Raw genomic sequence first — 18672 nt, 5'->3', positions numbered from 1 at the left:
CGGATGACTCTCGTCCCATTCCGATACCCGCGGAGGGGGCGAGGAATTCTGACGGAATCACGAACTTTTGTTCGTTGTATTTGTCACAGGGACATTCAAAGGGTTCGCAAGCAGGCGATTCATCTCCCACCTACGCCGGGCTTCGCCCGAGACGCTTAGAGGTGGGAGAATTCTCGCCAAGTTTAGTTAAACAAAACGAGCTCCATATGCGGGCGATCGAACAACTGCTCGGTCTCGACCGCAGTTGTTTGCAATCGTGGATCGTCTTCAGTGACCGTTCCACATTGAAACGAGTGGAGTCGTCGAGCGTTCCGGTGTTGAATCGAAAAGCATGGGCCAAACAAATGACGGACTCCGTTGAGTCTCGATTGTCGGCGGCCGAACGAATCAACTTATACGAACAACTTCGTCCCTATATGCACGTTAGCGATGAAGTCAAGGCAGCACACATCGATGCCATTCAACAGACAAAATCCCCCATCGGCTAATATTCCCGCCTCAGGCAACACAAAAAGTCCCGCTCACCGTGAGCGGGACTCCTTTCATTTACTCTGCATTTTGAAGCGCAAGTATAGTTCATTGTAGTAGGCGTTCATTCGCTTGCCTAAGTTTTCATACACTTCGAGCTCATCCGTCACGTCTTTCGACGGATAAAAACGTTCGTCTGACGTCACTTCTTCATCCAAGAATTCAAGTGCCGCTTCGTTCGGCGTCGAATAGCCGACGTAATCGGTGTTTCGGGCCGCGATTTCCGCGTCGAGCATGAAGTCGATGAACTGGTGCGCGCCTTCGACGTTTTTTGATGTGTTCGGAATGACGAGGTTGTCGAACCAGAGATTCGTTCCTTCTTCCGGGATGACATACGTCAACTCTTCGTTCTCATACATGATCTCGGAGGCGTCACCTGACCAGACGACGGCCGCGGCCGCTTCGCGATTGGCCATGAGCATCTTGATTTCATCGCCGACGATTGCTTTAATGTTCGGCCAAAGTGTCTCAAGCTTCTTCTCCGCCTCGAGCAACTCGTCTTTGTCGGTCGTGTTGAGCGAGTAACCGAGCGAGTTGAGACCGAAGCCCATCACTTCACGCGTCCCGTCTGCGAGCAAGATGTCATTCTCGAGCGGCATGTCCCATAGGTCATTCCACGACGTGATTTCGCCGTCTACGAGCTCAGGGTTGTACACGATGCCGACCGTCCCCCAGAAGTAAGGGACCGAGTACGTGTTGCCCGGGTCGAACGACTTGTCGAGAAAACGTGGGTCGATGTTATCAAAGTTGTCGAGTTTGTCATAGTCGATCGGCAGGAGCAGGTCTTCTTCAATCATTTTACTGATGGCATAGTCTGATGGTACGGCGATGTCGAACGCCGTACCGCCTTGCTCGATTTTCGTGAGCATCGCCTCGTTCGAGTCGAATGTCTGATAAATGACCTTCAAGCCCGTCTCTTCCTCGAACTCTCCAATCAAATCTTCATCGATGTAATCACCCCAGTTGTAGACGACGAGCGTGTTATCGCCGCCAAACCCTTGCGCCATATTGATTTGATACACCCAGAGCAAGAGGCCGAAACTGACGAGGACCGGTACCGTCAACATGATGACCAATTTTTTCATCGTCTTACCTCCTTCGCTTTCGCACCGCGTTGGGCGAGCACGTAATACCCAAGGACGAGGATAAGTGTGAACAAGAACAAGATGGCTGACAAGGCGTTAATCTCGAGCGAGATGCCTTGACGGGCCCGTGAGTAAACTTCGACGGCGAGTGTCGTAAAGCCGTTGCCGGTCACGAAGAACGTGACGGCAAAGTCATCGAGCGAATACGTGAGTGCCGTGAAGAACCCGGCAAAGATACCCGGTGTGATATATGGCAAAATGACTTTCGTCAATACGTCCCACGTACTTGCCCCAAGGTCACGCGACGCATCGATGAGCGTCGGGCTCATCTCTTGCAGCTTCGGCAAGACCAAGATGACGACAATCGGTACCGAGAAGGCGATGTGCGCCAATAGCACCGAATAGAAGCCGAGCTGAATCCCGAGCATCGTGAACAAGATGAGGAACGACGCCCCGATGATGACGTCCGGGCTGACAATCAACACGTTGTTGAGTGATAAGAGTGACGTCTTCGTGAAGCGTTGTCGCGCCGTATAGATAGCGAGCGCCCCGATGACGCCGAGCACGGTCGAGATCGTCGCCGACAGCAAGGCGATGACGATCGTGTTCAAGACGATGACGAGCAGGCGCGTATCGGTAAAGAGTGACTTGTACCAGTCGAGCGTGAAGCCTTCAAAATTGCTCATCGTCCCGCCACTGTTGAACGAGTAGACGATCAAATAGAGAATCGGTGCGTAGAGGATGAAGAACACCGCCATCAAATACAGGTTGGCTAATTTAAATTTTTTCGGTTTCATCGACGCACCGCTCCTTTCGCGCCCCAGTCACGTGTGATGACCATAACGAGGACCATCGCCAAAATTAAGAACACGGCAATCGTCGAGCCCATGCCCCAGTTTTGCGTGACGAGAAATTGTTGTTCGATCGCCGTCCCGAGCGTGATGACACGGTTACCGGCAATCAGTCGAGTGATCATGAAGAGCGACAACGCCGGGATGAAGACGATTTGAATCCCTGACTTCACACCGTCGAGCGTGAGCGGGAAGATGACCCGGCGGAACGTCGTCCAGTTCGAGGCCCCGAGATCACGCGACGCATAGACGAGCGACGGTGGGAGCTTCTCGATGGCGTTATAAATCGGTAAAATCATGAACGGGATGAAAATGTATACTGACACGAACACGAAACTGAAGTCCGTGAATAAGATCTGTTGCGTCCCGATACCGATCGCCTCTAAAAACTGGTTCGTGATGCCGTACGTCCCGAAGATACCGAGAAACGCATAGGCTTTGAGCAATAAGTTGATCCATGATGGCAAGATGATGAGCAAAAGCCAAAGTTGCTTATGCTTCGTCTTCGTCAATAAATAGGCGGTCGGATACCCAATCAAGAGTGAGAAGAACGTGATCAAGAACGCATACCAGAAGGACGACAACGTCATCGTCAAATACGTCGACGTGAAGAACATCTGATAGTTTTCTAAACTCAAGTTCCCTTCGATATCAAAAAACGAGTAGTAGACGACGAGCAGGAGCGGCGCGATGACGAACAGCGCGATCCATAACCAGTAGGTCGTCAAATAGACCGTCTTCGCGGTTTGACTAGTTTGATTCATGAGCGACCTCCTCATAGGACTCGAGACGACGGTCGAACTCTTCCTCCGTCTCTCCTAAGCGCATGACGTGAATCGCCTCGTCATCAAATGTGAGGCCGATTTTCGAACCGACGACCGATTTTTTCGTCGAATGGACGAGCCATTCGTTGCCTTCTTGGTCATAGCAGCAAATCTCATAGTGGACGCCTCGGAACAGTTGCGAGTCGACGTCGACGATGAGTTTCGCCGATTCGACCGATGTCATCTCTAAATCTTCCGGACGGATGATGACTTCGACTTTCTCGTTGCGGTCAAACCCTTGGTCGACACAATCGAACGTCTTCCCGGCGAACGTGACAATGTTATCTTCTGGCATAACGCCCGGAACGATATTCGATTCACCGATGAAATCGGCGACGAAACGGTTGATCGGCTCATCGTAAATATCGGTCGGGGTCCCGCTTTGGACGATTTTCCCGTTATTCATGACGAAAATCTCATCCGACATCGCGAGCGCTTCCTCTTGGTCGTGCGTGACAAAGATAAACGTGATGCCGAGACGCTGTTGCAATTCACGAAGCTCATATTGCATCTCGGTCCGGAGTTTCAAATCGAGCGCTGAGAGCGGTTCATCGAGCAAGATGACTTCCGGTTCGTTGACGATGGCACGGGCGATGGCGACACGCTGGCGTTGTCCGCCTGACATCTCATCGATTTCACGTGACTCGTAACCTTCCAGGTTGACGAATTTGAGCGCTTGCTCGACTTTCGTCTTCACGTCCGCTTCTTTCATCTTTTTGATGCGCAGACCGAACGCGACGTTCTCGAACACGTTCAAGTGCGGGAAGAGCGCATAGTCTTGGAACACGGTGTTCACTTGACGTTTGTTCGCTGGGACGTCGTTGATGCGCTTCCCGTTGAACTCGATATCGCCTGCTGACGCATCCGTGAAACCGGCGATCAAACGTAAAATCGTCGTCTTCCCACATCCAGATGGCCCGAGCAACGTGTAGAACTTGCCTTTCTCAATCTCGAAGCTGATGTTTTCTAAGACGACGGTGTCATCGTAACGCTTCGACACATTGTCAAAGCGAATAATCGTTTCTGGGTTCATTTCAGTTCCTCCCTTATAAATATGAATGGGTCGCGACAATCAAACATTCACTCTCGCCGTCGTAGTCATTGACGAGCTGATGCGAATCAGAGGCGACATAATATAACGTTTCTCCGGCTTTAGCGAAGTACGCGTGATGGCCGAGCTTCAGGGCTACCCGCCCTGACAGGACGTAGACGAACGTCTCGGAACGGGAAGGTTCATAACGCTTAAATTCCCCATGTTTGAAGAATGTCAGCAAAATCGGTTCCATCTCTTTTTCGTTCGATTCCGGGATGAGCCATTCAGTCCGATATTTCCGCTCCTCGTCGACGTAGACGGTCCGATCGTCCTCGGTATAGATCACTTTTTGAAACATCTCTTCATCGAAGAACTCTTTCGGCGAGCAACCGAGCACTTCCAACAAGTCGAATAATGTCTCGAGCGAAGGTGAACTCAAATCACGCTCGATTTGAGAGATATAGCCTTTACTCAAATCCGTGCGCTCGGCCAACTCTTCTTGCGTCAACCCTTTCTTGACGCGGAGCCGCTTGATTTTTTGACCGACGTCCAAGTCTTAATCCCTCCTTCCTTCTATAAATCAGGTTTAGTGAAAGATGATTTCAACTAAAGAAAGTTTATAAATACTTAACTATAAAGCGAACTAATAGCGACCTTTATTATAACGGATTGTGTGCAGTTTGCAAGCAAAAAAACACGCCGCATCGGCGTGTTTTTAATGGATGTCGCGCTTTGACATCAAGTGCTTGAACTTCTCGTTTTTCGTTTGGAACAAGTGGAGTTGCGGTCCGTACGCATCAATCTGTTGAATGACGTACTGGAATGATTTCGCTTCCCCCGGATACGGTTCACCAGCCCGGGCGAGCGTCGTCTCGAAATCCTCCCAGAGGACTTCAACCCACGTCAACGCCTCGAGATCGCTCAAGACATCATTCTTCTGTTTCAAGATGTGTGCCAAGCGCTCATATTGTTCGGTCCGGTTCATGCCTTCACCTCCGACAGCTCCGAGAGCGGGATTGCATGCTCGGTCGTCTCCCCTTCGAACGTCCCCCAACCCATGACACCATTCACAAACTTCAATCGGAACGGCCGGTCATTATAGTTGACGATATACGTCGCCCCGGGCTTGAACGATTTCGGGTCGACCAAGTAGCTCTCAGCAATCGCGATCCGTCGCAAGACGACCTCGATCTCACTGACCATGCCCATCTGTTCGGCTTTCCGCTTCCGTTCATGGAGCGCCCGAATCTCTTGTTCGAGTTCATATGTTGATAAATCACTCAATCGTTTTTCCATTTCGCTCACCTCTCTTGTAGCGTATCAGATTTTTCGTGGAAAAGAAAAAGGCGAAACTGAATTCGCCCTTTCAGTTCGCCTTGAAGTTATAAAGTGGTTTGATAACTTGATCAATCGTGACGGCCGGTTCGATATAGCGAACAATCTCTTTCATCGACTTATAGACGAACGGTGATTCGTCAATCGTCGACGGCAGGACCGAGCTCGACCAAACCCCTTCCATTGATCGTTTGAACTCTTTGAAGTCAACCCGTTTCCGCGCTGCCGAGCGTGACATGACCCGTCCGGCGCCATGTGGTCCCGAGAAATTCCAGTCCGGGTTGCCCTTGCCGGTACAGATGAGCGAGCCGTCGCGCATGTTCATCGGGATGATGACCCGCTCGCCGTCACGCGCCGAAATGGCCCCTTTCCGAAGCATCATCGCGTCGTGGTCGATGTAGTTGTGGACCGTATCGAATTGATCGACGACGTTCCAGTTCATCGCTTCAATGATGACATCGGTCATGGCAAGACGGTTAGCGGCCGCATATTGCTGTGCGATACGCACGTCGTGCATGTAATCGGCCATCGCTTCCCCTTCGACGTAAGCGAGGTCCTGAAAACGTTTCTGTGCCTCGCCCTCTCTCTCGAGCATCTGTTCGACGGCCAGTCCTTGATAATGCTCGGCGATTTGCACCCCGAGGTGGCGTGAACCGGAGTGGATGACGAGAAACGTGCGTCCGGCTTCGTCCCGGTTCACTTCGATGAAATGATTGCCCGAACCGAGCGTGCCGACCGAGCGGAGGGCCCGGTCGAGCTTATACGGCGCCCGCACATCCTCGAGCGGGAGCTCAGACGCGTAAGAGTGTGCTGTATCCCGGATGTTCATCCCGCTCGGTACAAATTGGCGGATGACGTCGTCGAGCCGTTGAAAGTCGATGCGCTTTACCTTGATTTCCGTACAGAGCATGCCACACCCAAGGTCGACGCCGACGAGGTTCGGCACGACCTTGTCGTGAATCGTCATCGTCGTCCCGACGACCGATCCTTTGCCGGCATGCATGTCCGGCATGATTCGAATCGAGGCGCCTCGCGTGAACGGTTGATCGACAAGTGTTTGGATTTGGGCCCGCGTCGTATCGTCAATCCGTTCATTGAACACTTTGGCCCGGTTATGCTTTCCGATAATCTCCATAAGACCTCCTCAACTGATGGCTTGTTGTTTACTTTGCAACTCATGCATCCGGGCGTAGACCCCGCCATCAGCGATGAGTGATTGATGGTTGCCTCGCTCGATGATGTGACCGTGATCGAGGACGAGGATTTGGTCCGCTTCCCGTATCGTCGAGAGACGGTGCGCGATGACGAACGTCGTCCGCCCGTATGTGAGCATCTTGAGCGCGTCTTGGATGAGCGCTTCTGTCTCCGAATCGACACTTGCCGTCGCCTCATCTAAGACAAGGATGGCTGGGTCGAAGACGAGGGCACGGGCGAAACTGATCAACTGGCGCTCTCCGCTTGAGAGCGAGGCGCCGCGTTCGATGACCGGCTCGTCTATTCCGTGTGGCAACTGTTTGACGAATCGATCGGCTCCGACCGCCGTCAACGCTTGCCAAATCCGCTCGTCCGAGATCGTCTCGTCACCGAGCGTCACGTTCGTTCGAATCGAGCCCGTGAACAAGAACGGGTCTTGGAGCACGATACCGAGATGGGCGCGGACGGCTTGCGTCGGCAGTTTCGTCACGTCCATGCCATCAATGTTGAGCGTTCCTTCTGACGGGTCATAAAAACGCATGAGCAGGTTCATGATCGAACTCTTGCCGCTCCCCGTATGACCGACGAGCGCCACCGTCTCACCCGGTTCCGCATGGATATCGATGTGTTGCAGCACCGGTTTCCCGGCCTCATAGCTGAACGACACGTCCTCGAAGGCGACCTCGCCTTTAAAGCGTGCAATCCGTTCCGTGGACACGTCTTCCCCTTTCTCGTCGAGCAACTGGAACATCCGGTCTGCCGAGACGAGCGCTTGTTGGAGCGGGGACAGTTGGTTCATGATTTGTGTGACCGGCTCAAAGATCCGTGACACGTAATCGATATAGGCGTATAAAATCCCGAGCGTGAGCACGCTGCCCGTTCCAAGCGTCTGCGCACCGACGACCCAGATGAGTAAGGCGAGCGCCATGTTGCGGAAGAAGTTGACCAAGTTGTGCGACATGAGCGCATCCAGTTTGAGCAGTTTCCGTCTCGTTTGGAAGTTGTCGCTGTTTTTCTCGTTGAACTCGTCATAGACGAGATCTTCTTTGACGTACGACTGAATGATCGGCATCGTCTGGATGCTCTCATTCAATTGGGCGTTCATATCGGCGACGAGGGCACGGACACGGAAGTTGTTTCGGGTCGACAGGCGTTGGAACAGCTTAATCCAGACGATAACGACCGGGATGATGATGAGCGAGACGAGACCGAGGCGCACGTCCAAGAAGAACATGGCGATCAGGACACCAATCATCATGACGACGCTTTGGAAGACGCGTGCGAGCACGCCCAAATATAGGTCGCGAATCGTCTCAGTGTCATTCGTGACGCGGCTGACGATTTTCCCGATCGGTGTCTGGTCAAAGTAGCGGACCGGAATCGTCTGCAAATGTCGCATGACGTCGAGTCGCATCGTTTTGACAATCTTATGGGCCGATCGTTGGAGGAGCATCTGTTGCCCCCAGTTCAAACCTGCCGCGATAAGAAGTAAGACGACGTACAAGGCAGATAACATAAGCACGGCCCGAAGATCCGTCTCATAAAACTGGAAGACGTCGGTCGAGGAGAGCGGCACGATATTGTCGTACGTCGCTGATTCCTCGCTCCGTGTGATGGTGAGGACGCCGTCTTCGACTTCACGTACTCCACCACTCATGACAGCGTCTGGGACGAGATAGTAGCCGTCCGTCGTCTGAACGATTGAGACGGGACGGACGACGGTCTCCCCGTCGAGACGTGTCTCTTTTTCATAGGAGTTGCCGTCAAAATCGACACTCCCGCCTGACTCGACTTGAACCCAATCGCGCTCGATGGCGACGATATGGTCGTCAATGATAATTTTGGCGATATACGGTCCGGCTAGTTCGGCCCCGACCGCTAAAAATAGTAAGGTCAAACCGAGGAAAATCGAGCGTCTCACTTGTTTGGCATAGCCGACGAGTGAACGGATCGTTTTTTTCCTGCGGACTGGATCTAATTCGTATTGATCGATCATGAGAGATTCCCCCTTTCCCGGATTACTCCGACTCTCCTTGTCGAACGTATTGTTCGTAATACCAACCGCGTCGTTCCATCAGTTGGTCATGTGTCCCCCGTTCTGTGACGCGACCGTCTTGCAGCACAAGAATCTGGTCGGCATGGGCGACAGCGGACAGGCGATGTGCGACGATGAACGTCGTCTGTTCGGCCCGGCTCGTCCGGACTGAGTCGATAATGCGCGCTTCCGTCTTGGCATCGACCGCTGAAAGTGAATCGTCGAGCAAGAGGATCTCTGGATCTTTCAAGAGCGCGCGGGCGATGGACAGCCGTTGTTTCTGCCCGCCCGAGAGCATAACCCCTTGTTCCCCGACGACCGTGTCGAGACCGTTCTCCAAATGCTCGATATCGGTATCGAACGCCGCGAGCCGGATCGCCGTCTCGAGGTCTTGTTCGGTCGCATCGTTTGAACCGAACAAGATGTTGTCGCGGACCGTCTTCGAAAACAGTAGATGTTCTTGCGAGACGTAACCGCTCCAACCGCGCACGATATCGAGTTTGATGTCGTGAATCGGGATTCCGTTGACGAGTAATGAGTCATCAATCGGATACTCGCGGAGCAATTGACGCAACAGCGTCGTCTTCCCGGCCCCGGTCGGTCCGACGATGCCGATCGTCTCACCGCGCGACACGTGCAAGACGATGTCTTCAAGCGAGGCTCGGGTCGATCCCGGATATTGGAATGACAGTGATTTAAACGTGATTTTCTCCGGGACGTCGACTTCGACCGTCCCCGTTGAGATGACGTCCGGTGTCTCGTTCATCGTCGCCTCGATGCGCTCAAGGCTCGCCGTTCCCCGTTGCACGACGTTGATTAGTTCGCCGAACGCGTACATCGGCCAAATGAGCATCCCGAGATAGATGTTGAACGAGACGAGCTGTCCGAGTGTGATGTCATTCGTGAACACAAGATACGTTCCGAACGACAAACCGATCAAATAGCTCAAGCCGACGAGCAGTTTAATGACCGGTTCGAACAAGACGTCGATTTTCGCGACGTGCATGTTTTTCGCCATCACGTCGTCGGTGATCGTGTCGAACTTTTTCGTATCTGCGTCTTCTTGCACGAACGAGCGGACGACCCGAAGGCCTGAAATCGATTCGACGACTTGGTCGTTCATCACGCCGAACGCGTCCTGCGCCGCTGTGAAGCGAGCATGGATTTGGCGTCCGAGCTTATTCATCGACCAGGCGAGAAGCGGCATCGGCAAGAGTGCGGCGAGCGTCAACTTCCAATCGATGAACACGCCCATGATTGTGAGGGCGATGAGCGTCATATTGAACGAGTCGACGAGCGTCATGACGCCGAACCCGGCCGTCCGTTCCACCGCCTTCAAATCGTTCGTCGCGAGCGCCATCAAATCCCCGGTGCGGTGCTGTTGATAGAAGCGCGGTGTCTGCCGGAGCAGGTGGCCGAAGAAACGGGCCCGCAATTTTTTCTCGAGCAGGAACGCCGTCCCAAACAGACGGGCGATCCATACATACGAAAGGACGTATGATAAAACCATGATACTGAGCAATGATCCGACGATCATGACGAGACGTTCCGTCGTCAAGCTCCCTTCGCGGATGGCATCGATCGCCTGCCCGATAATCCATGGCGGCAGCATATCGACGACGCCGGTGATGATGAGCAGGATGATGGCGACGATATACGTCCGCTTCTGTCTTTTAATAAACCAATCTAGTTGTTTAATCAGTTTCATGACTGATTCCCCCTTCCGTCCTTTCCGCGCACGCAAAAAAAGCGCACGTCACCTGATTGTGCAACCAATCGGATGAAGTACGCTTCTGAGTCTTCAGTCTTTTGCATGGTCAGGGAAAGGACACTACCCCTATCCAGCTGCCAAATTACGCAGTCAAATACGAGTAGCCATATGATGTTGTGTGTGTGCGTTGTAGTGTTGAGATGTACTTCATCATGCTGGCTCCTCTCTGTTCATAGTTTGAAAATCTACTAAAACCTTAGCAGACTGTTCAGAAAATTGTCAATATTATTGTCGTAAATAATTTGTAACTTTTTTACAAGAAGAACGTGGCGAGCATCAAACCGACAAGACCTGTCGCCGTCACGTAATAAATCATCGGCATGAGCGTGTAACGAATGATCGTCCCTTCTTTTCCGAGAAGACCCGCGACCGAAGCGACCGCGACGACGTTCAAGACACAAATCATGTTACCGGCGTTCGCCCCTGCCATCTGCATGGATAACGCGAGCGTCTCGTTCAAGCCGACGGATTCAGCGACGTTCGTCGTCAAACTCGAGAACATCATGTTCGAGAATGTGGCCGACCCGGAAACGAAGGCGCCGAGCGCCCCAATCCACGGTGCGACGAGCGGCCAGACGCCGCCGAACGTATCGGCTGCAGCCGTGGCGAGTTCGACTGGCATCGAAGCCAGACCTGCTCCACCATTTTCTGAGTGAATGAAAATTCGAACCATCGGCACTGACGCAGCGAGCGTGATGGCCGTCCCGACCACACCGAGCGTCGTCGCTTTGAACACCGACGTCACTTGTGACCAGCTCATGTTGTGGAGGAAGAACGTCGCGATCATCGTCAAGATGAACATGAATCCTGGCGAATAGAACGGTTCCCACGACGTCGAGATTCCTTCGACCCCGATGATGTTTGGCAAGTCAATGCGGACGCTACGTGTCAATTCATTCAAGAATGGCACGGTCCGTGTCAACACGAGGAAAATCGTCAAAATCAAATATGGCGCCCACGCTTTCCACTGCGGAAGTTCACGTTTGCCTTTACCGACAGACGGCTTCTCAAGCGGCTGCTCGATCTCATCGGCATAACCGTCGAACGTCCACACCCGTTTTGGCATGAGGATCCCTTTGCGTGCCATTGTGACGAGGATGACGAGACCCGTCAACCCGCCGAGCATGCCCCCGAATTCAAATCCGAGGATGAGTGTCCAAATGTAGGCCGGGATACTGTAAACGAGTGCCGCGATAATGGCAATCGGGAACACCTCGAGCGCCGGCTTGATTGACTTCTCTTTACTGAAGAATCGGGTCAGCATCAAAATCAAGATAAACGGAATCAACAAACCGACGAACATATCAATCAACACCGTCTGTAAGACGACGCTTGTCAAAAATTCGATCGTTTCCGGTTGATTGACGTCAAGCGACAGCCCGTTCCCAATTCCGATTAAAGCTGGTGTGCCGACCGCACCGAACGTGACCGCCGAGACGTCGGCCGATAAAGCGATGACGACCGCTGCAATCGGCGGGAAGCCGAGGGCAATCAACAGGGGCGCCGCAACCGTAGCTGGTGTCCCGAAGCCCGAAGCACCTTCGATGAAGGAGACGAACAACCAGCCGACGATGAGCACTTGAATCCGGGGATCCGGTGTGATGTTGACGAATCCAGAGCGGATGGCGTTCATTCCGCCGCCCTCTTTCATCGTATTCATCATTCCGATCGCACCGTACACAATCCAGACCGTCGTGACGGCAATCACGAGTCCTTGTAGCGTCGCCGCCATAATTCGTGTCGCATCGAGCTGCCAGACGAAGAACGCAAGTCCTGCCGTCAATACGAGCGAGAGCGGCATCGCGACCGACGCCGGTAAACGCATAATGACCAATAATACGAGCACTGCCACAATCGGCATGAGTGCTGTAATCCATTCAAAAATCGTCAATGTAGACCCACCTTTTCAAAATTTTCCCCTACCGTAAATCATTTTTCCGTTATGACTCTTGTTCAGCGAGTCGATCTAAAGCCCGCTCAATCACCTCATATGGAAAACCTTTGCGCCGAAGCTGCATCTTCATCCGCTGTTTCCGCTCATATGGGGCATACCCACTGAACTTCCGATTCAGTTTTTCCGCCTGTGTCAAACAAGCCGAAAGTTCAACGTCCTCATCCTCGTTCTCCCAAAACGTGAGAATCGCCTCTGAAATGATATCAAACGTAAATCCTCTTTGCATTAGGGTTTGTTGAATTCTTTGTTGCACTTCTGTGGCAGAACGTCGATTTGTTTCCATTTGTTTCCTATTTACGAACTTTCCGGCCTTTTCAAGCTGGTCTTCGCGCGAAATTGCACCGATGACGTCTTCGATGATGTCAGGGGCAATTCGAAGCTGGGTAAGTTCTCGTTTGATTTTGACCGGTCCGCTCGGACTCGTATTGAACTTTGTCTGAGTGTAGGCTTTGGCAAATTCAGCATCGTTCAAGTAACGCTGTTCGATCAATCGTTCGATGACGCGCTTGATGGCCGCCTCATCTATCTCTTTCTTCAAAAGGTAGTCGCGTACCTCTGAAACGGCACGCATTCGGTACGACAAATAATTGACGGCCGCTTTATATGCTTTTTGTTCTTCTTCGGCTTGAAGGACATCACGTACGAAGTCGTCTTCGAGCTCCATCCCTTTCGTCAATCCATATTTGATGAAGACGTCGAGGTCGATGGCGAACGCAAATTCCTCACGCCCATCCTTCTCGACGTATACGTTGAGCCGGTCTTTATTTTTCTTCTGGGTCGTAAACTTGGCGATTTTCACGAAATCCCTCCATTTCCTGCTTCTAACATATCACGTTCCCCATTCGCGCAGGATTTTTGATAAGTTAGAAGAAAGGGTATTTACCTACGAACGGTCCGCTTTCTTATGAAACTCATACCCGTTTTGAAATCGCTTCAATATACTGGAGGGAGACTTATGAAAATAGCAATAACCGGCGGAACCGGACTAATCGGTCGCCCACTCGTCCGCGCGCTCGCCGAAGCCGGACATCAAGTCGTCGTATTGACACGCCGCCCGCGCCCGCGGCAAGGAGGGATCTCGTTCGTCGAATGGATGACACCAGGCAGTCATCCTGAGTCCGAGTTGCAAGACGTCGACGCCTTCATTCATTTGGCCGGTGCTTCCATCAACGATGGACGTTGGACACATAAACAGAAACAAGCCATTCTTCAAAGCCGGATCGACGGGACGAAAGAAGTCGTTCGGATCATAAAAAATATGAAACACAAGCCGAGTGTCGTCATCAGCGGGTCCGCCATCGGCATCTATGGGGAGGATCAATCCATCACGTATTCGGAGGCGACCCCCCTCCCCGACCGGACCAATTTTTTAGGCAACGTCTGCGTGTTATGGGAGAAAGAGGCGAAACCCATTCAAGACATGGGCATCCGTCTCGTCACGATGCGGACCGGTGTCGTCTTATCGAATGACGGCGGCGCCTTCCCACTCATGAAGCTGCCTTACACGCTCGGTGTCGGCGGACGACTCGGCTCCGGCAAACAATGGGTGCCGTGGATTCATTTGGACGACCTCGTCCGTTTGTTCGTCCATATCCTCGAGACGAGTACGATTAAGGGACCCGTCAATGGCACGGCACCGAAGCCCGTGACGATGAACGAGTTCGGGAAAACGCTCGGCCGGATCATGCATCGTCCCCACTGGGCACCCGCTCCGGCGCCGCTCCTCAAGCTCGCGCTCGGAGAGAAGAGCGTCATCGTCCTCGAAGGAGCGAAAGTCGTGCCGACGAAAGCACTCAATCACGGTTTCCGGTTCCGCTATGAAACGTTAGAACCTGCCCTAAAACAACTACTGCATTTGACTTGAAAGGAGCCAGCACGTGAGTAATCTGTTAATTCGTAACGCCCATATTTACCCGATCACGGCACCACATTTTTACGGGGATTTGCGCGTCAAGGACGGCAAAATCATTGAAATGGCGGACTTATTGGACCCGCACGACGGAGAGACGGTCATCGAGGCCGAAGGTAACTTCTTGTTCCCTGGATTTATCGACGCCCACACTCACCTCGGACTGTATGACGAAGGGACAGGATCTGTCGGAAACGATGCGAACGAGACCGTCGAGGCGATGACGCCGCACGCCCGGGCCATCGACGGCGTCTATCCGCTCGACGAAGGATTTCAAGAAGCGCTCATGGCCGGGGTGACGGCCGTTCAAGTCATGCCCGGCAGTATGAACGTCATCGGCGGCGTGACGAGCGTGATCAAAACGCACGGCCGTTTTATCGAGGATATGGTGCTCCGGCGCTATGCCGGCCTCAAGCTCGCGCTCGGAGAGAATCCGAAGCGCGTCCACAGCATGGGTAAATCCGGCGAGTTGACCCGCATGGGAATCATGGGGTTGTTGCGTGAAGCGTTCCGGACCGTCGACTCGACGAAGACGATCGGCACGTTCGGCAGCCAGATGATTCAACTCGCCCTCGATCGCAAGATGCCGATTCGCGTCCACGCCCACCGCGCCGACGATATTTTATCGGTCGTCCGCTTCGCACAAGAGTTCGACCTCGATTATCGGATCGAGCACTGTACGGAAGGACATCTCGTCGCCGAAAAGTTGCGCGAACTCGGTGTCAAACACGTCACCGTCGGACCGACGTTCACCCGGAAATCGAAAATCGAACTCCAGAACAAGACGTGGGAGACGTACCGCATTTTACACGAGCACGATATGATCGTCTCGATCACGACGGACCATCCTTATACGCCCGTTCAATATTTGAACCTATGCGCTGGACTTGCTGCCCGCGAAGGACTCCCGGTCGACGTCGCGCTCCGTGCCATCACGATCCATCCGGCCGAATCACTTGGGGTGGACGACCGCATCGGCTCGCTCGAAATCGGCAAAGATGCCGACCTTGTCCTATGGAGCCACTTCCCGCTCGATTACATGTCTAAGCCGATTATGACGATCGTCAATGGTCACATCGTTTACTCGACGAGCCGCTCGAAAACACATCACGAGATGTGAGTGGCACCAGCCTTGAAAGCGCTCTTATTATTTTTTTATGAAGTTGCATTTTATTTACTTGCTTTTTTAAAAAAACTATATAAAATAATCTTGTAACTTCATAAAAGGGAGCAGCCAAGGCAAGTTCGAACAACGAAGCCAGAAGTATGCTTTCGTTACAACTATTCTTCAGCGGTCTGAATGAGGAGGAGGAATGTTTAGGTGCTCAAATTTCGTGAGCTTACCGACTGCGCGGAGTTGTTCGAACTGATGCAACACCCAGATGTCTTTCCATATGTCCGTCAAAAGACGGTCCACTTTGACGAGTTTTTATTTAGCACGAAGCAAATCATCGAGCTAGAAGAGCAAGGAAACATCATCTCACGCACCATCACGAACGAGTTTGGTACCCCGATTGGGACAATCAGCTTGTTCGATGTGGAATCCGGCTATGGATTCCTCGGGACGTGGCTTGGCAAACCGTATCACGGCAAAGGTTACAATCAAGTCGCGAAAGAAGCGTTCTTCTCAGAACTTTTCTTCGAACTTGGTATTGAAAGTGTATTTTTGAAAATTCGTCAATCGAATGAGCGTTCGATTGCGGCGGCGGAGAAGTTGCCATACGCCTTCTGCGCCAATGAAATCCGGTCTGAGTTATTGAGTGCCATCAATCAAGGAGACGTCGAATACGTCTTATATGAAGTGTCGAAATCGAGTTTCCAGCTTTACTTGCACTCACTCCATGCACCTGAATTCGAACACACGTACGAAGCCCAGCTCGAAGCGTAAGCCAATTCTGACAAAGAATTGGCTTTTTTGTGGCGTTTTTGTGTGGATTTCATGAGGACAACTTTACGACAATGAATATTTCTGTTCTAATTCAAAGAGATAGGTATGATAGAGGTATGAGGGAATAATCACATGTCCTCGTTAACCGTTTTGTAAAGGAGAATGCCCAATGCCAGAACCAACATTTCGCATCTTAGTGACCGATGATGAAGAACAAATGCGAGATTTGCTCGTTTCGAATTTAGAGAAGGAAGGATATGAGACCGTCACAGCCACGAACGGTCTCGAGGCGATCGACTTATTGAAAGAACAGTCGTTCCACCTTGTGCTGCTCGATGTAATGATGCCTGAACTCGACGGCCTCACGGCGTGTATGCGCATCCGTGAGTTCTCGAACGTACCGATTATCATGCTGACGGCCCGCTCGGAAGAACTCGATCGCATCCACGGCTTGAAGATCGGCGCGGACGACTATATCACGAAACCGTTTAGCCCGCGTGAACTGCTCGCCCGGATTGAGGCGACACTTCGGCGGACGCATAACTTCTCCAAAGAACAAGAAGCGACGTTCGACACCGGTGTCCTATCGATTGACATCGACGGCCGTGCGGTCAGCGTGAAAGGCAAAACGGTCAACTTGACCCGCAAAGAGTTTGATTTACTCTACTTGTTCATCACGAACGAAGAGAAGGTCTTCTCCCGCGAACAACTGCTCGACCAAATTTGGGGCACCGAGTATCATGGCAACCTGCGGACGGTCGATACCCACATCAAGACGCTTCGCCTCAAGCTCGGTGAAGCAGGTGGCTACATTCAAACCGTCTGGGGGATCGGCTACAAGTTCGAGGCGACCGTATGAAGCAATACACGATCCGGAAGCGGATTTGGATCACCATCTGGACCGCTAGCCTCTTCTCCGCGTTCGTGTTTATCATCATGACGTTTTACTTGTACGACAAGTTCTATATTCAGACGCAAGAAGAACTGCTCATCAATCGCGGAGAGAAGCTCGTCACCATCTATAAGGCGGACGGCTTCTCTGACGCGTTTTCTGACAGCATGACGTACACGAACGAACTGACCGAGACAAAAGTGTTCTTGTCGTCTGTTCGGGAAGACAGCCTCGGTGCAGGCAAGACGTTTTTACGGGAACAAGACCTCGCCAAGCTACAAGACGGTTATGCGATTTCGGTCACCCGCGAACATCCGACCGAGGATGTCGATATCCTCATGTCCGCTTTTCCGCTCATCCGAGACGGCGAGCTCGATAACGCCCTCATCTTGTATATGGAACTGAGTAAAATCAGTGAACCGTTCCAACCGATTCGGCTCATGATTACGTTCCTGCTCATTTTGATGATTGTGAACTTGCTCATCTTCGGGACTCAAATCATTGATACAATCATTCAGCCGCTCATTCAAATGAAACGAGCCTCGCAAGTTTACGGCAAAGGTGACTTCTCGCACCGCATCCCAATCTACTACGATGATGAGATTGGTGAACTCGCCGAGACGCTGAATCGGATGGCCGAGTCGCTCGGTCTCGTCGAAGAGCAGCGGAAAGAGTTCTTGGCGAACGTCAGCCATGAACTGCGGACACCGCTGTCCTATATTCGCGGTTATACAGAAATGCTCCAAGACCCGTCGCTCGACGAGAAAACGAAAAACCAATATTACGAGATTATCGAGAATGAGACGAAGCGCTTGCAACGGCTCGTCAACGACTTGCTCGACTTGGCCCAACTCGAGCGCGACTCGTATCCGATGACGAAAGAACCGGTCGTCTACTCGCAAGTGCTCGAGGATGTGCTGTACCGTTTCGAGCCAATTGCCGGGGCGAAAGGCGTCACGATTGAGACAGACCTCGACTTCGACTTGATCATTCTCGGGGACCACGACCGGCTCGAGCAAGTCGTCGGGAATTTGCTTGACAACGCCCTTCGCTACACCGAGGCCGGGAAATCGATCCATGTGAAAACGTATGCGACCGCTGACAATGCCATCACCGAGATACGGGATGAAGGTCGAGGCATCCCGAAAGAGGACCTCGATCAATTGACGAAGCGATTTTATCGTGTCAATAAGTCACGCACACGTGAAGACGGCGGGACCGGGCTCGGGCTCGCCATCGCTAAACATATCATGGAACGTCATGGTGGCTCGATGCACTTCACTTCAGAAGTCGGCAACGGAACGACCGTCACGCTCACTTTGCCACTCTTGCCGGAAGAAGACATATAAAAAAGACAGCCGCGGCTGTCTTTT

The 18672-nt window shown here is 52.3% G+C and carries 18 protein-coding genes; 6 read left to right on the top strand and 12 right to left on the bottom strand.

The features are described from left to right. Positions 1-206: 206 nt before the first annotated feature. Positions 207-488, top strand: a complete 282-nt coding sequence (locus DPV68_RS09520) for a hypothetical protein (protein WP_114166560.1) — start codon at positions 207-209, stop codon at positions 486-488. A 54-nt stretch (positions 489-542) separates the two neighbouring features. Here the strand turns inward: DPV68_RS09520 and DPV68_RS09515 are convergent, their stop codons facing one another. From DPV68_RS09515 to recX, 12 genes are all read right to left on the bottom strand, one after another. Beyond that, the gene (locus tag DPV68_RS09515) at positions 543-1613 is read right to left on the bottom strand and encodes an ABC transporter substrate-binding protein (RefSeq protein ID WP_114166558.1); all 1071 of its coding nucleotides are present in this window, start codon (positions 1611-1613) and stop codon (positions 543-545) included. Beyond that, positions 1610-2410: an ABC transporter permease gene (locus tag DPV68_RS09510; RefSeq protein ID WP_114166556.1), complete on the bottom strand. Its 801-nt coding sequence runs from the start codon at positions 2408-2410 to the stop codon at positions 1610-1612. Before DPV68_RS09510 ends, DPV68_RS09515 begins: the two co-directional genes overlap by 4 nt. After that, positions 2407-3228, bottom strand: coding sequence for an ABC transporter permease (locus DPV68_RS09505; protein ID WP_034780994.1), 822 nt, complete (start codon positions 3226-3228; stop codon positions 2407-2409). The genes DPV68_RS09510 and DPV68_RS09505 overlap by 4 nt, the downstream gene beginning before the upstream one ends. Further along, positions 3215-4321: an ABC transporter ATP-binding protein gene (locus tag DPV68_RS09500; RefSeq protein WP_114166554.1), complete on the bottom strand. Its 1107-nt coding sequence runs from the start codon at positions 4319-4321 to the stop codon at positions 3215-3217. The genes DPV68_RS09505 and DPV68_RS09500 overlap by 14 nt, the downstream gene beginning before the upstream one ends. A 13-nt stretch (positions 4322-4334) precedes the next feature. Continuing rightward, the gene (locus tag DPV68_RS09495; RefSeq protein ID WP_114166552.1) at positions 4335-4874 is read right to left on the bottom strand and encodes a helix-turn-helix domain-containing protein; all 540 of its coding nucleotides are present in this window, start codon (positions 4872-4874) and stop codon (positions 4335-4337) included. 162 nt (positions 4875-5036) lie between these two features. Next, positions 5037-5306, bottom strand: coding sequence for a YfhJ family protein (locus tag DPV68_RS09490; RefSeq protein ID WP_114166550.1), 270 nt, complete (start codon positions 5304-5306; stop codon positions 5037-5039). After that, on the bottom strand, positions 5303-5617 hold the full coding sequence (locus tag DPV68_RS09485; RefSeq protein WP_114166548.1) for a YfhH family protein: 315 nt from the start codon (positions 5615-5617) through the stop codon (positions 5303-5305). Before DPV68_RS09485 ends, DPV68_RS09490 begins: the two co-directional genes overlap by 4 nt. 70 nt (positions 5618-5687) lie before the next feature. Then, positions 5688-6791 carry an RtcB family protein gene (locus DPV68_RS09480; RefSeq protein ID WP_114166546.1) on the bottom strand — a complete coding sequence of 368 codons (1104 nt, stop codon included), beginning with the start codon at positions 6789-6791 and terminating at the stop codon, positions 5688-5690. Positions 6792-6800: 9 nt separating this feature from the next. Beyond that, positions 6801-8846, bottom strand: a complete 2046-nt coding sequence (locus DPV68_RS09475) for an ABC transporter ATP-binding protein (RefSeq protein ID WP_114166544.1) — start codon at positions 8844-8846, stop codon at positions 6801-6803. Between the two features lie 22 nt (positions 8847-8868). Further along, positions 8869-10593: an ABC transporter ATP-binding protein gene (locus DPV68_RS09470; protein ID WP_114166542.1), complete on the bottom strand. Its 1725-nt coding sequence runs from the start codon at positions 10591-10593 to the stop codon at positions 8869-8871. Between the two features lie 316 nt (positions 10594-10909). Next, positions 10910-12547 carry an L-lactate permease gene (locus tag DPV68_RS09465; protein WP_114166540.1) on the bottom strand — a complete coding sequence of 546 codons (1638 nt, stop codon included), beginning with the start codon at positions 12545-12547 and terminating at the stop codon, positions 10910-10912. Positions 12548-12596: 49 nt separating this feature from the next. Further along, a complete protein-coding gene (gene recX / locus DPV68_RS09460) occupies positions 12597-13409 on the bottom strand; it encodes a recombination regulator RecX (RefSeq protein ID WP_114166538.1) in 813 nt (270 codons plus the stop codon). A gap of 156 nt (positions 13410-13565) precedes the next feature. On the opposite strand from recX, the gene DPV68_RS09455 reads away from it, so the two are divergent. From DPV68_RS09455 to DPV68_RS09435, 5 genes are all read left to right on the top strand, one after another. Continuing rightward, positions 13566-14474 (top strand): TIGR01777 family oxidoreductase, encoded by a 909-nt coding sequence (locus DPV68_RS09455; protein WP_114166536.1) that lies wholly within the window; start codon positions 13566-13568, stop codon positions 14472-14474. A 13-nt stretch (positions 14475-14487) separates the two neighbouring features. Continuing rightward, the gene (locus tag DPV68_RS09450; protein ID WP_114166534.1) at positions 14488-15639 is read left to right on the top strand and encodes an amidohydrolase; all 1152 of its coding nucleotides are present in this window, start codon (positions 14488-14490) and stop codon (positions 15637-15639) included. A gap of 201 nt (positions 15640-15840) precedes the next feature. Continuing rightward, positions 15841-16407, top strand: coding sequence for a GNAT family N-acetyltransferase (locus DPV68_RS09445; RefSeq protein WP_114166532.1), 567 nt, complete (start codon positions 15841-15843; stop codon positions 16405-16407). Positions 16408-16576: 169 nt separating this feature from the next. Then, positions 16577-17266, top strand: coding sequence for a response regulator transcription factor (locus DPV68_RS09440; RefSeq protein ID WP_114166530.1), 690 nt, complete (start codon positions 16577-16579; stop codon positions 17264-17266). Continuing rightward, on the top strand, positions 17263-18648 hold the full coding sequence (locus tag DPV68_RS09435; protein WP_114166528.1) for a sensor histidine kinase: 1386 nt from the start codon (positions 17263-17265) through the stop codon (positions 18646-18648). The genes DPV68_RS09440 and DPV68_RS09435 overlap by 4 nt, the downstream gene beginning before the upstream one ends. The last annotated feature ends 24 nt before the right edge of the window (positions 18649-18672 follow it).

This window comes from Exiguobacterium sp. TNDT2 (genome assembly GCF_003331145.1).
Taxonomy (GTDB): domain Bacteria; phylum Bacillota; class Bacilli; order Exiguobacteriales; family Exiguobacteriaceae; genus Exiguobacterium.
Note: the sequence above shows the minus strand (reverse complement) of the source record. Positions and strands in the feature narration are given on the sequence as shown.

Bases quoted from the DNA above. Each gene is read 5' to 3' on its own strand.
- DPV68_RS09520 (WP_114166560.1), top strand. From the start codon at position 207: ATGCGGGCGATCGAACAACTGCTCGGTCTCGACCGCAGTTGTTTGCAA.
- DPV68_RS09515 (WP_114166558.1), bottom strand. From the start codon at position 1,613: ATGAAAAAATTGGTCATCATGTTGACGGTACCGGTCCTCGTCAGTTTC.
- DPV68_RS09510 (WP_114166556.1), bottom strand. From the start codon at position 2,410: ATGAAACCGAAAAAATTTAAATTAGCCAACCTGTATTTGATGGCGGTG.
- DPV68_RS09505 (WP_034780994.1), bottom strand. From the start codon at position 3,228: ATGAATCAAACTAGTCAAACCGCGAAGACGGTCTATTTGACGACCTAC.
- DPV68_RS09500 (WP_114166554.1), bottom strand. From the start codon at position 4,321: ATGAACCCAGAAACGATTATTCGCTTTGACAATGTGTCGAAGCGTTAC.
- DPV68_RS09490 (WP_114166550.1), bottom strand. From the start codon at position 5,306: ATGAACCGGACCGAACAATATGAGCGCTTGGCACACATCTTGAAACAG.
- DPV68_RS09485 (WP_114166548.1), bottom strand. From the start codon at position 5,617: ATGGAAAAACGATTGAGTGATTTATCAACATATGAACTCGAACAAGAG.
- DPV68_RS09480 (WP_114166546.1), bottom strand. From the start codon at position 6,791: ATGGAGATTATCGGAAAGCATAACCGGGCCAAAGTGTTCAATGAACGG.
- DPV68_RS09475 (WP_114166544.1), bottom strand. From the start codon at position 8,846: ATGATCGATCAATACGAATTAGATCCAGTCCGCAGGAAAAAAACGATC.
- DPV68_RS09470 (WP_114166542.1), bottom strand. From the start codon at position 10,593: ATGAAACTGATTAAACAACTAGATTGGTTTATTAAAAGACAGAAGCGG.
- DPV68_RS09455 (WP_114166536.1), top strand. From the start codon at position 13,566: ATGAAAATAGCAATAACCGGCGGAACCGGACTAATCGGTCGCCCACTC.
- DPV68_RS09440 (WP_114166530.1), top strand. From the start codon at position 16,577: ATGCCAGAACCAACATTTCGCATCTTAGTGACCGATGATGAAGAACAA.
- DPV68_RS09435 (WP_114166528.1), top strand. From the start codon at position 17,263: ATGAAGCAATACACGATCCGGAAGCGGATTTGGATCACCATCTGGACC.